Here is a 13,956-nt window from a genome sequence, read left to right as displayed (position 1 = left end):
CTGTGTTTGATCCGTGTGAGGCCGCGTCCCCGTTCTCAGCAAAATCGTCATAACGTCGCGTCGTGCCCCGAATCCCGCTTCCCCGCACCCGCGGCTCCCGGCTCGCCGCCGTCGCCGCCGTGGTGCTGGTCGCCGCTGCCGCGGTGACTGTCTGGGCGACTCGCGACCGCGGTCCCGCGCCGGTCCGCACCCAGGACGCCTTCCTCTCGATGCCGGCCGCACCGGGTTCCCCCGACCAGGTGCGGATCGACACCACCACCTACTACCCCGAACACACGCCCGCGCCCGCCGTGCTGCTCGCGCACGGCTTCGGCGGCGACAAGTCCAGTGTGGACCCGCAGGCGCGCGAACTGGCGCAGCGCGGGTTCGTGGTGCTCACCTGGTCCGCGCGCGGATTCGGGCACAGCACCGGCAAAATCGGGCTCAACGACCCCGACGGCGAGGTCGCCGACGCGCGCAGGCTGGTCGACCGGCTGGCGGCGAGCCATGACGTGGCGACCGGCTCCGACGGCGCGCCCGAGATCGGCGTGACCGGGGCGTCGTACGGCGGTTCGCTGTCGCTGCTGCTCGCCGGGACCGACCACCGGGTGCGCGCGCTCGCGCCGGTGATCACCTACAACGACCTCGGCCAGGCCCTCGATCCGAACGCCGCGGCGGCGACCGCTCCGTCGGCGAAGACCCCGGCGGCGGGCGCGTTCTCGCCGGACGGCGTCTTCAAGAAGAGCTGGGCGGGCATCTTCTTCTCCGCCGGTTCGGGCGCGGCCGCGACGAGCACGCCGTCCGCCGAAGCGCCGGAAGCGGGACAGAAGACCAACGACAACGGCAGCACCGCGGGCAACAGCGGCGGCACCGCGCCACAAGCCGCCGCGCCACCGGCTGGTGCCCGAGCCGAGCGGCCGTCCGCGGATCCGTGCGGCCGGTTCACCGCGGCGGTGTGCAAGGCGTACGCGGAACTCGCGACCACCGGCAAGGCCAGCCCGGAGACGGTCGCGCTGCTGCACCGCGTCTCCCCCTCGTCGGTCACCGGCAAGATCACCGCGCCGACGCTGCTCGTCCAGGGCGAGAGCGACACGCTCTTCGGGCTCGACCAATCCGACGCCACCGCGCGGCAGATCACCGCGGCGGGCGGATCAGTCCGCACGATCTGGTACACCGGCGGGCACGACGGCGGCGTCCCCGGACCGCAGCTGCGCGCGAAGATCGGCGACTTCCTGTGGTCGTCGCTCACCGGTCAGGGCGACCCCGGCCACGGATTCAGCTACGACGTCCAAGGCACGTTGCGCGCCAACGGAACCCCGTCGGTGCGCACGGTCAACGCCGCCGCGTACCCGGGCCTCAGCGGCACGGGAACCGAGCGGAAGCAGGTTGCGCTCACCGGTCCGGCGCAGCCGATCGTCCGGCCCGCAGGCGCAAATCCCGCTGCGGTGAGCGGAATTCCGGGACTCAACGGGCTCGCGGCAGGCACCTCCCGGCTGGCTCCGCTGTTCAGCAGCGACCCGCCGGGCCAAGCCGCGCAGTTCGGCACCGCGCCGTTCGACAGCCAGGTGTTGCTGTCCGGTTCGAGCACCGTCCGGCTGCAGGTCGCGACCGACCCGGCGCATCCGCAGCCGGAGGCGGTGCTGTTCGCGAAGCTGTACGACGTCGGCCAGGACGGCACCCGCGTGCTGCCCGCGAACGCGGTCGCGCCGTTCCGGGTCACCGGGCTGCCCGCGGACGGCACGCCGGTCGACGTCACGGTGACGCTGCCGGGCGTCGTGCGGCCGATCGATTCCGGGCATTCGCTGCGGCTCGTGGTGGGCACGACGGACCAGGCGTACTCGGTGCCGGCGCAGCCGGGCGTGTTCCGGGTCGGGCTCGCGCCGGGCGCGGCGCTCGCCGTCCCGGTGGTGCCCGGCGCATCGGTCGGCGCTCCGCTGCCGGTCGGGCAGCTGATCGGCATCGGCGCGACGCTGCTGGTCGCGATCGCGTTCGTCGCGGTCGCGGCGATCCGCCGCCGCCGGGCGCACGACGTCGACCCGGAGCTCGCGGAGACGCCGCTGGTGATCAAGGGGCTGCGCAAGCAGTACGCGGGCGGGTTCACCGCGGTGGCGGACCTGTCGTTCCGCGTCGAACCGGGCCAGGTGCTCGGGCTGCTCGGGCCGAACGGCGCGGGCAAGACGACCACGCTGCGGATGCTGATGGGCCTGATCACGCCGACCGCGGGCGAGATCCGCGTGTTCGGCCACCGGATCGCGCCGGGCGCGCCGGTGCTGTCGCGGATCGGGTCGTTCGTCGAGGGCTCGGGATTCCTGCCGCACCTGTCCGGCAAGGCGAACCTGGAGCTGTACTGGGCGGCGACCGGGCGGCCTGCCGAGAAGGCGCATTTCACCGAGGCGCTGGAGATCGCCGGGCTCGGCGACGCGGTGCACCGGCGGGTGAAGACCTACAGCCAGGGCATGCGGCAGCGGCTCGCGATCGCGCAGGCGATGCTCGGGCTGCCGGAGCTGATGGTGCTCGACGAACCGACCAACGGGCTCGACCCGCCGCAGATCCACCAGATGCGCGAAGTCCTGCAGCGCTACGCCGCCACCGGGCGCACCGTCGTCGTCTCGAGCCATCTCCTGGCCGAGGTCGAGCAGACGTGTTCGCACGTGGTGGTCATGCACCGCGGGAGGCTCGTGGCCTCGGGCGAGGTCGGCGAGCTGGCGGCCTCGAGCGGCGAGGCCACGTTCCGGGTCGACGACTCGGCGGCGGCCGCGGCGACGCTCAAGAGCGTCGGCGGGGTGTCGGACATCGAGACCGAGGGCGATCTGGTGCACGCGAACCTCGACGGGATGCCGCGCGCCGACGCGGTCGCGGCGCTCGTGCGCGCCGGGGTCGCGGTCGAACAGGCCGGGCCGCGCCGCCGGCTCGAAGACGCGTTCCTGCAGCTGGTGGGAGAGGATTCATGAGCGAGGGCAACGGTTCCGGCGGGGTGCACACCGACCCAGCCGCACTGCAGGAACTGAGCGACCTGGCCACCGCGGAACCGGCCGAGGTCGGCCCGGACGGCGCGGTCGCGGGCTACCGGGCCGACCGGACGCTGCGGCTCGGCGTGGAGCTGAAACGGCAGCTGCGCCGCAGGCGGACCCAGCTGGTGCTGGCGTTCGTCGCGGTGCTGCCGTTCATCCTCGTGGTGGCGTTCCAGATCGGGCAGGCGAATCCGAACCGCCGCACCGGCGGGTTCGTGGACCTCGCGACGGCGAGCGCGCCGAACTTCGTGGTGCTCGCGTTCTTCGTGTCCGGCACGTTCCTGCTGCCGATGATCGTCGCGTTGTTCTTCGGCGACACGATCGCGAGCGAATCGTCGTGGTCGAGCCTGAAGTACCTGCTGGCGATCCCGGTGCCGCGGCAGCGGCTGCTGCGGCAGAAGGCCGCGGTGTCCGGGCTGCTGTCCATCGCCGCGCTGGTGCTGCTGCCGGTGGTTTCTCTGCTGGTCGGCATCATCTGGTACGGCGCGGGCGACGCGATCAGCCCCACCGGCGACGCGGTCAGCTTCGGCGACAGCCTGCTGGCGCTGCTGATGTCCACTGTGTACATCGTGGTGCAGCTGGCCTGGGTCGCCGGGCTCGCGCTGCTGCTGAGCGTGTCGACGGAGGCCCCGCTCGGCGCGGTCGGCGGGACGGTGCTGGTGGCGATCCTGTCCCAGATCCTCGACCAGATCACCGCTTTGGAGGGTCTGCGGAACTATCTGCCGACGCACTATTCGTTCGCCTGGATCGACCTGATCTCCACCGACATCGACTGGACGAACCTGGCCAGCGGGGTGCTGTCGTCGGTCATCTACACGACGGTGTTCCTGCTGCTGGCGGGCCGCCGGTTCGCGCGGAAGGACGTCACCAGCTAGGCGGATGTCCGGTACGGTTCGGCGCGTGACGATCCACCTGGAACTCGACGCCGGCGTCGCACTCGTGACCCTCGAACACGGGCGCGGCAACACCCTCGACACCGCCACCTGCAAAGAACTGGTGATCAGACTCGAAGAGGCCGAAGCTGCCGGGGCGCGCGCGGTCGTGCTCACCGGTGCGGGCGACATGTTCTCCGCCGGAGTGGACCTGCTCGCGATCGACGAGGGCGGCGCGCGCTACGTCGGCGATTTCCTGCCCGCGCTGTCGGACGCGTTCCTGGCCGTTTTCGGCTTCCCGCGCCCGGTGGTGGCGGCGGTGAACGGCCACGCGATCGCGGGCGGCATGGTCCTGGCGGCGGCGTGCGACCACCGGATCGCCGCGGACGGCCCCGGCCGCATCGGCGTGACGGAGCTGCTGGTGGGCGTGCCGTTCCCGTTGTCGGCGCTGGAAATCCTGCGCTGCACGTACGGCACGACGCCACTGCCGTCGCTGATCTACAGCGGCGCGACGGTCACCATGTCCGACGCGCTCCCCCGCGGCCTGATCGACGAGATCGTGCCCGCCGACGAGATGCTCACTCGGGCCCGCGAACTGGCTTCCCGGCTCGGCGAACTGCCCGCGGAGGCCTTTGCGCACACGAAGCAGCAGCTGCGGCAGCCGTACCACCAGCGGATCGCGGAGAACCGCGTGTCCGACGACGCGCAGGTAGAGCGTTTGTGGCGGTCCGAACCGGCACTCGCGGCGGTGAAGGCGTACGTGGAGAAGGTGCTGAAGCACTGACCCTTGCGGCCGTCGTTCGCCGGCGCCGGCCGCGGACGGGAGACTTTCTTGCCTCGGCTCTGCCCTCGAACCCATTGCTTCGGGCGCATGTTTCTGTGAAAGTCGATACGAGGGTCCGGGAACCGGGGGTGCCTCAGCTTGGAGCGCACCCCCGGCTGGGGGCCCGCCCGGCTGATCGCCGTCAGTTCTCCTCTAGCTTGACCAGCTCCAGGTCGGTCTGCGGGAAATCGTCGCCGATGCAGAGCAGCGGTTCTCCGGCGATCATCGCGGCCGCGTAGGTGAGGCAGTCGCCGAAGTTCAGCGCGGCGGGATGCCTGCCCTTGCCATAGCGCAGGTACGCGGTCTGCGCGGTCCGCCAGTGCGCTTCGCCGAACGTGAGGATGTCGAACCGCCGCCGTTGCAGGAACGAAGCCAGCAGCGTGGCTCCCCGCTCGCCTTCCTTGTGCGCCAGCACGATCGAGGTCTCCGCCAGGGTCGGGGCCCCGATCCGGCATTCCTCCGCGCCGCCGATCGCCCGGGCGATCGGCACCGCCAGCGGTTCGCCCATGAGCACCGCCACGATCGCGGAACTGTCGATGATCACACGCCACCCGGCCCGTATCCGAGGATTTCCTCGCGCTCGGCCTTGCTGACCGGCTTGCCCCGGTTCTCCGGGGAAACCTGCGGCCAGATCTCCTCCTGCAGGAAGCGCACGAACTCGTCCGCGTTCCGCTCCGCGCGCCGCTGCGCGACCAGCCGGTCGCGCATGATCCGCAGCGACTCGCGGACCGCGCCGGTCTTGGTGGTGCCGGTCAGCTCGGCCACCTCCGCGGCCAGGCGCTCCGTTTCCGGATCCTTGATGTTCATCGCCATGGTGTAATGGTACCGGAAACGGTGTAATTACTTGATTCCGGCCGCGTCCATCCCCCGCAGTTCCTTCTTCAGGTCGGCGACCTCGTCGCGCAGCCGGGCGGCCAGTTCGAACTGCAGGTCGCGGGCGGCCTGCATCATCTGGTCGGTCATCTGCTGGATCAGGTCGGCCAGTTCGGCGCGCGGCATCGACCCGACGTTCTTGTCGGTGAGCATGCCCGAGCTGCGGACGCGGTCGCCCTGTTCCGGCTTCTTGCCGCGCGAGGCGTTGCGGCCCGAACCGCCTACCGCGACCGCCTCGTCGGAGTCTTCCGCTTCGGTGTAGACGCGGTCGAGGATGTCGGCGATCTTCTTGCGCAGCGGCTGCGGGTCGAGGCCGCGTTCCTCGTTGTAGGCGACCTGCTTGGCGCGGCGGCGGTCGGTCTCGTCGATCGCGTACTTCATCGAGTCGGTGATCTTGTCCGCGTACATGTGGACCTCGCCGGACACGTTCCGCGCCGCGCGGCCGATGGTCTGGATCAGCGAGGTTCCGCTGCGCAGGAAGCCTTCCTTGTCCGCGTCGAGGATCGCGACCAGCGACACCTCGGGCAGGTCGAGGCCCTCGCGCAGCAGGTTGATGCCGACCAGGACGTCGTAGTCGCCCGCGCGCAGCTGGCGCAGCAGCTCGACCCGGCGCAGCGTGTCGACCTCCGAGTGCAGGTACCGGACGCGGATGCCCAGCTCCAGCAGGTAGTCCGTGAGATCCTCGGCCATCTTCTTGGTGAGCGTGGTGACCAGGACGCGCTCGTCTTTGTCCGCGCGCTCGCGGATCTCGTGCACCAGGTCGTCGATCTGCCCCTCGGTCGGCTTCACGACCACCTTCGGGTCGACCAGCCCGGTGGGCCGGATGACCTGCTCGACGAACTCGCCGCCGGTCTGCCCCATCTCGTACGGGCCCGGCGTCGCCGACAGGTACACCGTCTGCCCGATCCGGTCGGAGAACTCCTCCCAGGTGAGCGGCCGATTGTCGACCGCGCTGGGCAGCCGGAACCCGTAGTCGACGAGGTTGCGCTTGCGGCTCATGTCGCCCTCGTACATGCCGCCGATCTGCGGCACCGTCTGGTGCGATTCGTCGATGACCAGCAGGAAGTCTTCCGGGAAGTAGTCGATCAGCGTGGCGGGCGCGGAACCCGCGCCACGGCCGTCGATGTGCCGCGAGTAGTTCTCGATGCCGGAGCAGAAGCCGACCTGGCGCATCATCTCGATGTCGTAGGCGGTGCGCATGCGCAGCCGCTGGGCCTCCAGCAGCTTGCCCTGCTTCTCCAGCTCGGCCAGCCGCTCCTCGAGTTCGGCCTCGATGCCGCGGATCGCCTTCTCCATCCGCTCCGGCCCGGCGACGTAGTGCGTGGCCGGGAAGATCCGGACCTCGTCGACCTCGCGCACGATGTCGCCGGTGAGCGGGTGCAGGTAGTACAGCTTGTCGATCTCGTCGCCGAAGAACTCGACGCGGATCGCCAGCTCCTCGTACGCCGGGATGATCTCCACCGTGTCGCCGCGGACGCGGAACGTGCCGCGCGCGAAGGCGATGTCGTTGCGCGAGTACTGCACGTCGACCAGCGCGCGCAGCAGCACGTCGCGCTCCACGGTGCCGCCGACCTCCAGCTTCGTGGACCGGTCGAGGTACGACTGCGGCGTGCCGAGGCCGTAGATGCAGGACACCGACGCGACCACGATGACGTCGCGGCGCGAGAGCAGGTTCATCGTGGCGGAGTGGCGCAGCCGCTCGACGTCGTCGTTGATCGACGAGTCCTTCTCGATGTACGTGTCCGTCTGCGCGATGTACGCCTCGGGCTGGTAGTAGTCGTAGTAGCTGACGAAGTATTCGACCGCGTTGTGCGGGAACAGCTCACGCAGCTCGTTGGCCAGCTGCGCGGCCAGCGTCTTGTTCGGCGCCATCACCAGGGTGGGCCGCTGGACGCGTTCGATCAGCCACGCGGTGGTGGCCGATTTGCCGGTGCCGGTGGCGCCCAGCAGCACGACGTCTTTCTCGCCCGCCTTGATCCGGCGTTCGAGATCGTCGATGGCCGCGGGCTGGTCGCCCGCGGGCTGGTACTCGCTGACGACCTCGAACCGGCCGCCGGCGCGAGGCACCTCGGAGACGGGGCGGAAGTCGGACTGGGCGAGGACGGGGTGTTCGGTTGCGAAAGCCACGGGAACCAGGGTAGGCCGGGGCACCGACAATTTCCGCGACGGCCCCGCTGAGCTGGGGATCTGTCGTCCTCGCGGGCTCCCCGGACGGCGGTGCGGGGACCCCGCGGACGGCTCAGCAGCTGCAGCAGTCGCACCCGCCGCAGCAATCGCAGTCGCATCCGCCGCAATCGCAGCAGTCGCAGCTGCCGCTGTTCGGTTCGCCGCTCCAGGGGCCCGGGTACGGGTCGCGGCAGCAGAACTGGCAGGAGCAGCACATGTACGTCGCGATCGCGCAGCCCGCGAAGAAGTTCCGGCGTTTCGGCGGGACGGCGAACTTCGGCACCCAGCAGCCGCCGCCCTTGCCGTCCAGCGAATCCCCGCCTTCCGGCGGCTCGGGACCGTCCGGGCCACCGGGCCCACCTGGACCACCCGGGCCGCCAGGACCGCCCGGCCCACCAGGTCCGGGAGGACCGCCGGATCCGGGCATGCCCGCAGGTCCGTACCCAGGCACCGGAGCCCCGTAGCCGGGCGGCGGCCCGTACGCAGGCGTTCCCGGCGGCGGCCCGTACGCGGGCGTCCCCGGCGGCGGCCACGACGCGGGCATCCCCGGCTGCCCGGGCCCCGGTCCGTAAGGCGACTGCTGCGGCGTCGGCCCCGGCCCGATCCACCCGGGCGGCGGCTGCTGGCCGTGCAGGTGGTGATGCCCGAACGCCCGCCGCACCGCCTGCCGCAGCTCGTGCACCAGCAACGCGTGCACCAACGCCGAATCGGTGAACTCGGCCTCGCGCAACGCCAGCTCGACCCCGAGCACCGCGTCCGAGCACAGCCGGTGGGCCTCGTCCAGCGCGGTTCCCGTGGCCAGCAACGGATTCCAGGACCCGGACGCGGCATCCGCGGCCAGGTCCTCCACCGCGTCGAGCAGGTGGGCCACCCGGCCGAACAGCCGTCCGGCCTCGGCGAGAGGTGCGCGGTTGCCCGGGCGTCCGGCGATCACCGCGGTCTGCGCGAACGCCGCGGACGAAGCCAGCTCAGCCGGTTCGGTCGCCAGCAACGGCGAGTCCCCGGCGCGCATCGCGCGTTCCAGCTCGCCCTGGCGGCCGACCGCTTCGGTCAGGACCGCGGTGTCGAAGCCGATGTCCGCACCCGTCCGGCCGCCCTGCGCGGCCCAGCGTCGGGCGACGAGCCGTGCCGCACCGGCGACCGGACGCCGGGCGAAAGCGCCGTCCCGGTCGGCGACGTGGTCGTCCACCTTCGCCGAGGCCAGCACCAGCGACACCGCCGCGGCAAGCCGGGCTCCGTCGCCGACCGCGACCGACGCCGGGCGCATCGACCGCAGCGGGCACGGTCCCGCGGCCCGCCGGGGTCCGCTCGGCGTCTGCGCCTCGACCAGCGCCGACACGATCAGCGCGTCGTAGTTCGTCACGACGCGGGCGAACTGCCCGTGCTGGTCGCGCAGCGCGAGGCAGAGGCCGCACAGGTGCGCCATCCAGTCCGCGTGCAGCCGGCCGGCCAGCCGGTGCCGGCAGGGTCTGATGATCCCGAACAAGTGCGCGTACCCCCAGGAGAACCGAATGACCCGCGAACTTTAGCCCGCCGGCCGGACCCCTGACCCGGGTTCCGGCGATTCTCGCGAAGGGCGCGGGCAAGGCAGGATGGGCGGATGACCGATCTGCACCCGCCCAAGGTCGAGAGGTTCGACCCGGCCGCCCGCGTGAACATCGACAACAAGGGCATCCGCCGCGACGTGGACGAGTTCCGCGAGGAGCCGTTCGGCCTGTACCTGGCGCGCCCGGCGCCGGGGCGGGCGCAGTTCCACTACCTCGAGTCCTGGCTGCTGCCGGGACTCGGGCTGCGGATCACCGACTTCTGGTTCAGCCCCGGCCACGAACGCGACCAGGACTTCTACCTCGACGTCGTGCGCGTGCACCGCGACGGCCCGCGCTGGGTCGCGACCGACCTCTACCTCGACCTCGTGCTCAAGGACAAGATCTCGGTCCGGGTGATCGACACCGACGAACTGCTCGCCGCCGTCGCCGGGAACCTGCTCTCGCAGCAAGACGGCGAGTACGCGCTCGAAGTCGCCTACTCCGCCGTCGAGGGCCTCGCCGCGCACGGATACGACCTCGCCGCCTGGCTGTCCACAAAGGACATGACGCTCGGCTGGCGCAGGCATCCCTAACCGGGAACGGGGGATTCCCCTCCCCCGCCCGGCGGTCAGCCGGATTACCCGGGGCGGCTCGCCCGGCCACGATCAGCGGCATGGAACGAACCGCACACCAGGTGACGCTCGACCTCGTCCGCTCGCTGTACCGCGAACACACCGAAGCGTTGCGTGCCGCGAAGGACGCTCAGCGGGCGCACCGCAACGCGCATCCGGCGATGAAGACGCAACTGGACGACGTCGAGGCGGAGATCACCTACCTGCTCCTGCGGCACCTGCGCCCGGAGAAAGTCGTGGAGATCGGTTCGCTGCACGGGTGGTCGACGAGCTGGATCCTTCGCGCGCTCGCGGACAACGGCACCGGCAAGCTGACCACGATCGACCTCATCGGCAACGCCACCAAGACGGTCCCGCACGCGCTGGCGAAGGGCCGCTGGGAGTTCCGCCAGGGCGACGCGCGCACCCTCGCCGGCACGGTGCTGTCCGATGTGGACTATCTCTTCATCGACGCCGACCACGGCGCGCGCTTCGCGAGGTGGTACCTCTCCGACGTCTTCCCGAAAATCGACGCCGCGGTGAGCGTGCACGACGTGTTCCACCGCGCCACCCCGCTGCCGTTCACCGAAGGCACTGAAGTGGTGCGCTGGCTGGAAAAAACGCAGACCCCGTACTTCACCGCGGCACGCGCCCGCGCGAAACACGCGTACGCTTGCCTCGACGAACTCAGGCGCGAACTCGGCGTCGACAGCACCGTGCACACCGGGCGCGACAACCCGATGATCTACTTCCGCATCCACCGATCGGTGGATGCGCGGCGGACAGCCGGTGGACCGGAAGTCGCGCCGTTCCGCTGATCCGATCGGCCGCTCCGGCCGGGATTCTCGAAGGCAGCAACCGCTGCGATTCGAGAGGGGACTCCCAGGCAATGCCGGTCATCGAGGTGCGGAACCTCCATAAACGCTATCGCGAGAAGACCGCTGTGGAAGACGTTTCGTTCACCGTCGAGCAGGGCGAGATCTTCGGGATCCTCGGCCCGAACGGCGCGGGCAAGACCACCACGGTGGAATGCGTCGAGGGCCTGCGCTCCCCCGACGGCGGCACCGTTTCGGTGCTCGGGCTCGACCCGCGGCGCGACGTCCGCGAACTGCGCCAGCGCCTCGGCGTCCAGTTGCAGGAAAGCCGGCTGCCCGACCGGTTGCGCGTCCGCGAGGTGCTCGACCTGTTCGCCGCGATGTACCGCACGCCGGCCGATCCGGCGCGGCTGATGGGCCTGCTCGGGCTCACCGAACAGCGGAACACCTTCTACCGCAAGCTTTCCGGCGGCCAGCAGCAGCGCGTGTCGATCGCGCTCGCGCTGATCGGCAGCCCCGAGGTGGTGGTGCTCGACGAACTGACCACCGGTCTCGACCCGCAGGCCCGCCGCGACACCTGGGACCTCGTCGAAGCCGTCCGCGCGGAAGGCGTGACGGTCGTGCTCGTCACGCACTTCATGGAGGAGGCGGAACGGCTGTGCGACCGGATCGCGGTGATCGACGCCGGGCGCGTCGTCGCGACCGACACCCCGGCGGGGCTGGTCGGCCGGGTCGGCGGCGAGCAGCGCATCCGGTTCCGCCCGTCCGCGCCGGTGGACCCGCAGGCGCTGGCCGGGCTGCCGAGCGTGCGGAAGGTCGAGCGGAACGGCGCGCACCTCGTGGTGACCGGAGGCGACGGCGCGCTGCAGGCGGTGACGTCGTTCCTCGCCCGCACCGGCGTCGTCGCGGGGGATCTGCGGGTGGAGCAGGCCAGCCTCGACGACGCGTTCGTCGCGCTGACCGGCCGGAAACTGGACTGAGGGGGACCTGGAAATGCTCTCGAAGCTGACCGTCGCCGAGGCGAAGATCTTCCTCCGCGACCCGGGCGCGCCCGCCGCGGTGCTCGGGATCCCGCTGGCGCTGCTGCTGGTGTTCGGGCTGATGCCGGGGTCGCGCGAGCCGAGCGCCCAGTACGGCGGCGAGTCGCCGCTGGCCACGGTGATCGCGCCGATGGCGGTGGCGCTCCTGCTCGGCATGCTCGCGGTGTACCTGCTGCCGGCCGCGATGGCCTCGCACCGGGAGAAGGGGGTCCTGAAGCGGCTGGCCGCCAGCCCGATGCCGCCGTCGCGGCTGCTCGCCGCGCAACTGCTGGTGAACCTCGCCAGCGCCGTGGTCGCGATCGTGCTCGTCGTGGGGGTGGGCACGATCGCGCTCGGCATGGCCCTGCCGAAGAATCCGGGCGGCTTCCTCGCGGTCACGCTGCTCGGCGCGGTGTCGCTGTTCTCGATGGGCACGCTGCTCGCCGCGTTCGTCCCGAGCGCCCGCGCGGCGAACGGGATCGGCGCGGCGGTGTTCTTCCCGATGCTCGCGCTCGGCGGCGTCTGGGTGCCGAAGGAGCAACTGTCCCCGGTGCTGCAGCACATCGCTGACGTCCTGCCGCTCGGTGCGACGCTCGGCAGCCTGCGCGACACCGCCGCCGGACACGCGCCGCACTGGCTGCCGATGGTGGCCCTCGCAGTGTTCGCCATCGTGTGCTCGACGCTCGCCGCCCGATTCTTCCGCTGGGAGTGAGCGCGATGACCACGACACAGGAAGAAGCCACGACAGCCCGCTCGGTCGCGCCGTTCGCCCGGATGCCGGTGTTCGGCATCGCCGCCCTGATGGCGGTGCCGATGGCGCTCACCGCGAACAACTACGGCTACTTCGGCGACGAGCTGTACTTCCTCGCCGCCGGACGGCATCTGGCCTGGGGCTACGTGGACCAGCCGCCACTGCTGCCGCTGCTCGCCCGCGCGATGGACGCGATCGCGCCGGATTCGCTGTTCGTCCTGCGGCTCCCGGCGATGCTGGCGATGCTCGCCGGCGTCGTGTTCGCCGCGCTCGTCGCCCGCGAACTCGGCGGGCGCACCCGCGCGCAGGCGATCACCGCCGCGACCTTCGCCGCCTGCACCCAGTTCGTCGCCAGCGGCCACTACCTGGCGACCTCGACGCTCGACCCGTTCCTCTGGACCGTCCTGCTCTGGCTGCTCGTCCGCTGGATCCGGACCCGGCGCGACGGCCTGCTGCTGTGGGCCGGGATCGTCACCGCGTTCGCGTTGTACGTGAAGTTCCTGATCGGCGGCTTCTGGATCGTCGCCGGGATCGCGTTGCTGATCTGCGGCCCGCGCGACCTGCTGCGCCGCCCGCTGCTGTGGGCCGGGGCCGCGATCGCCGCGCTGGCGCTGGTGCCGACGCTCGTGTGGCAGGCCCAGCACGGCTGGCCGCAGCTGGGCATGGGCGCGGCGATCTCGCACGAGGTCGGCCAGTCCTGGGGCGGGCGGCTGACCTGGATCCCGCAGGTGCTGCTGCTCGCCGGCGTCCCGATCGGGCTCGTGCTGCTCGGCTACGGCCTGTGGCGGCTGCTGCGTTCGCCGCGGTTCCGCGCCTACCGCTTCCTCGCCTGGACGACGCTCGCGCTGGCGGTGGTGTTCATCGCGGTGAACGGCCGTTCGTACTACATCGCGGGCATGTTCGCGCCGTGCTGGGCGGTCGCGGCGGTGGAGCTCGAGAACGGGCAGGCGGCGCGGTGGTGGCGCTGGATCCCGACGTGGCCGGTCTTCGTGCTCTCCGCGCTGCTGATGCTGCCCGCCGCGCTGCCGGTCTGGCCGCACTCCTGGGTCGAGAAGAACCCGTCGCTGCCGACGCCCGCCTTCTCCTTCGGTGAAGTCGGCTGGCCGGAAGCCGCGCAGTCGGTCGCCAAGGCGTTCCGCGGCGTGCCCGACCCGGCACACACCGCGATCGTCGGCGAGACCTACTGGACGGCGAGCGCGCTCGACCGCTACGGCCCCGACCTGGGCCTGCCCGAGCCGACCAGCCCGAACCGCGGGTACGCGACGCTGGCCGTCCCGCCCGATTCGGCGCGCGACGTCCTGTTCGTCGGGGCCGATCCCCGGCCGTTGCTCGGGCGCTTCGCCCACCTCGAGCCGGTCGGCGCGGTCACGACCGGGAACGCGAAGCCGAGTGTGCTCGACGGCACCCCGATGTGGCTGGCCACGGCGCGGCTGCGGCCGTGGGCGGAAATCTGGCCCGAGCTGGCGAACACCGGGACTTGACCGGCGGCACCCGCAGTGGGACGGCGGAC

Annotated in this window: 12 protein-coding genes; 8 read left to right on the top strand and 4 right to left on the bottom strand. The window is 71.5% G+C overall.

Translation table 11 applies throughout. The annotated features are described in order from the left end of the window. Positions 1–62 precede the first annotated feature (62 nt). Genes EIZ44_RS14770 through EIZ44_RS14760 form a run of 3 tightly spaced genes read left to right on the top strand, consistent with a single transcriptional unit; the run spans position 63 to position 4,646 of the window. The gene (locus EIZ44_RS14770; protein WP_134729130.1) at positions 63–2,930 is read left to right on the top strand and encodes an alpha/beta fold hydrolase; all 2,868 of its coding nucleotides are present in this window, start codon (positions 63–65) and stop codon (positions 2,928–2,930) included. After that, positions 2,927–3,865: an ABC transporter permease gene (locus EIZ44_RS14765; RefSeq protein ID WP_134729128.1), complete on the top strand. Its 939-nt coding sequence runs from the start codon at positions 2,927–2,929 to the stop codon at positions 3,863–3,865. Before EIZ44_RS14770 ends, EIZ44_RS14765 begins: the two co-directional genes overlap by 4 nt. Before the next feature lie 25 nt (positions 3,866–3,890). Further along, entirely contained in the window at positions 3,891–4,646 is a 756-nt protein-coding gene (locus EIZ44_RS14760; RefSeq protein ID WP_439098597.1) for an enoyl-CoA hydratase/isomerase family protein, read from the top strand. Between the two features lie 181 nt (positions 4,647–4,827). Here EIZ44_RS14760 and EIZ44_RS14755 read toward each other — a convergent pair whose 3' ends face one another. The 4 genes from EIZ44_RS14755 to EIZ44_RS14740 all read right to left on the bottom strand — a co-directional run bounded on the left by EIZ44_RS14755 (position 4,828) and on the right by EIZ44_RS14740 (position 9,210). Beyond that, the gene (locus EIZ44_RS14755) at positions 4,828–5,229 is read right to left on the bottom strand and encodes a type II toxin-antitoxin system VapC family toxin (protein ID WP_134729124.1); all 402 of its coding nucleotides are present in this window, start codon (positions 5,227–5,229) and stop codon (positions 4,828–4,830) included. Beyond that, on the bottom strand, positions 5,226–5,498 hold the full coding sequence (locus tag EIZ44_RS14750; protein ID WP_067582069.1) for a type II toxin-antitoxin system VapB family antitoxin: 273 nt from the start codon (positions 5,496–5,498) through the stop codon (positions 5,226–5,228). The genes EIZ44_RS14755 and EIZ44_RS14750 overlap by 4 nt, the downstream gene beginning before the upstream one ends. A 27-nt stretch (positions 5,499–5,525) precedes the next feature. Further along, positions 5,526–7,685, bottom strand: a complete 2,160-nt coding sequence (uvrB, locus tag EIZ44_RS14745; RefSeq protein WP_167754127.1) for an excinuclease ABC subunit UvrB — start codon at positions 7,683–7,685, stop codon at positions 5,526–5,528. 112 nt (positions 7,686–7,797) lie between these two features. Further along, positions 7,798–9,210, bottom strand: a complete 1,413-nt coding sequence (locus tag EIZ44_RS14740) for a DUF5685 family protein (RefSeq protein WP_134667993.1) — start codon at positions 9,208–9,210, stop codon at positions 7,798–7,800. Positions 9,211–9,324: 114 nt separating this feature from the next. Between EIZ44_RS14740 and EIZ44_RS14735 the strand changes: the two genes are divergently transcribed. From EIZ44_RS14735 to EIZ44_RS14715, 5 genes are all read left to right on the top strand, one after another. Further along, positions 9,325–9,843, top strand: a complete 519-nt coding sequence (locus tag EIZ44_RS14735; RefSeq protein WP_134667994.1) for a ribonuclease FAU-1 family protein — start codon at positions 9,325–9,327, stop codon at positions 9,841–9,843. 80 nt (positions 9,844–9,923) lie between these two features. Then, positions 9,924–10,679: a class I SAM-dependent methyltransferase gene (locus EIZ44_RS14730; protein ID WP_134729119.1), complete on the top strand. Its 756-nt coding sequence runs from the start codon at positions 9,924–9,926 to the stop codon at positions 10,677–10,679. A 71-nt stretch (positions 10,680–10,750) separates the two neighbouring features. Further along, a complete protein-coding gene (locus EIZ44_RS14725) occupies positions 10,751–11,656 on the top strand; it encodes an ABC transporter ATP-binding protein (protein ID WP_134729118.1) in 906 nt (301 codons plus the stop codon). 13 nt (positions 11,657–11,669) lie between these two features. Continuing rightward, positions 11,670–12,407 carry an ABC transporter permease gene (locus EIZ44_RS14720; protein WP_134729116.1) on the top strand — a complete coding sequence of 246 codons (738 nt, stop codon included), beginning with the start codon at positions 11,670–11,672 and terminating at the stop codon, positions 12,405–12,407. Between the two features lie 5 nt (positions 12,408–12,412). Next, positions 12,413–13,927: an ArnT family glycosyltransferase gene (locus EIZ44_RS14715; protein ID WP_167754126.1), complete on the top strand. Its 1,515-nt coding sequence runs from the start codon at positions 12,413–12,415 to the stop codon at positions 13,925–13,927. The last annotated feature ends 29 nt before the right edge of the window (positions 13,928–13,956 follow it).

The organism is Amycolatopsis nivea, assembly GCF_004522235.1.
Classification (GTDB): Bacteria; Actinomycetota; Actinomycetes; order Mycobacteriales; family Pseudonocardiaceae; genus Amycolatopsis; species Amycolatopsis nivea.
Note: the sequence above shows the minus strand (reverse complement) of the source record. Positions and strands in the feature narration are given on the sequence as shown.

Coding starts and splice junctions, on each gene's coding strand:
- EIZ44_RS14765 (WP_134729128.1), top strand. CDS start 2,927: ATGAGCGAGGGCAACGGTTCCGGCGGGGTGCACACCGACCCAGCCGCA.
- EIZ44_RS14750 (WP_067582069.1), bottom strand. CDS start 5,498: ATGGCGATGAACATCAAGGATCCGGAAACGGAGCGCCTGGCCGCGGAG.
- EIZ44_RS14735 (WP_134667994.1), top strand. CDS start 9,325: ATGACCGATCTGCACCCGCCCAAGGTCGAGAGGTTCGACCCGGCCGCC.
- EIZ44_RS14730 (WP_134729119.1), top strand. CDS start 9,924: ATGGAACGAACCGCACACCAGGTGACGCTCGACCTCGTCCGCTCGCTG.
- EIZ44_RS14725 (WP_134729118.1), top strand. CDS start 10,751: ATGCCGGTCATCGAGGTGCGGAACCTCCATAAACGCTATCGCGAGAAG.
- EIZ44_RS14720 (WP_134729116.1), top strand. CDS start 11,670: ATGCTCTCGAAGCTGACCGTCGCCGAGGCGAAGATCTTCCTCCGCGAC.
- EIZ44_RS14715 (WP_167754126.1), top strand. CDS start 12,413: ATGACCACGACACAGGAAGAAGCCACGACAGCCCGCTCGGTCGCGCCG.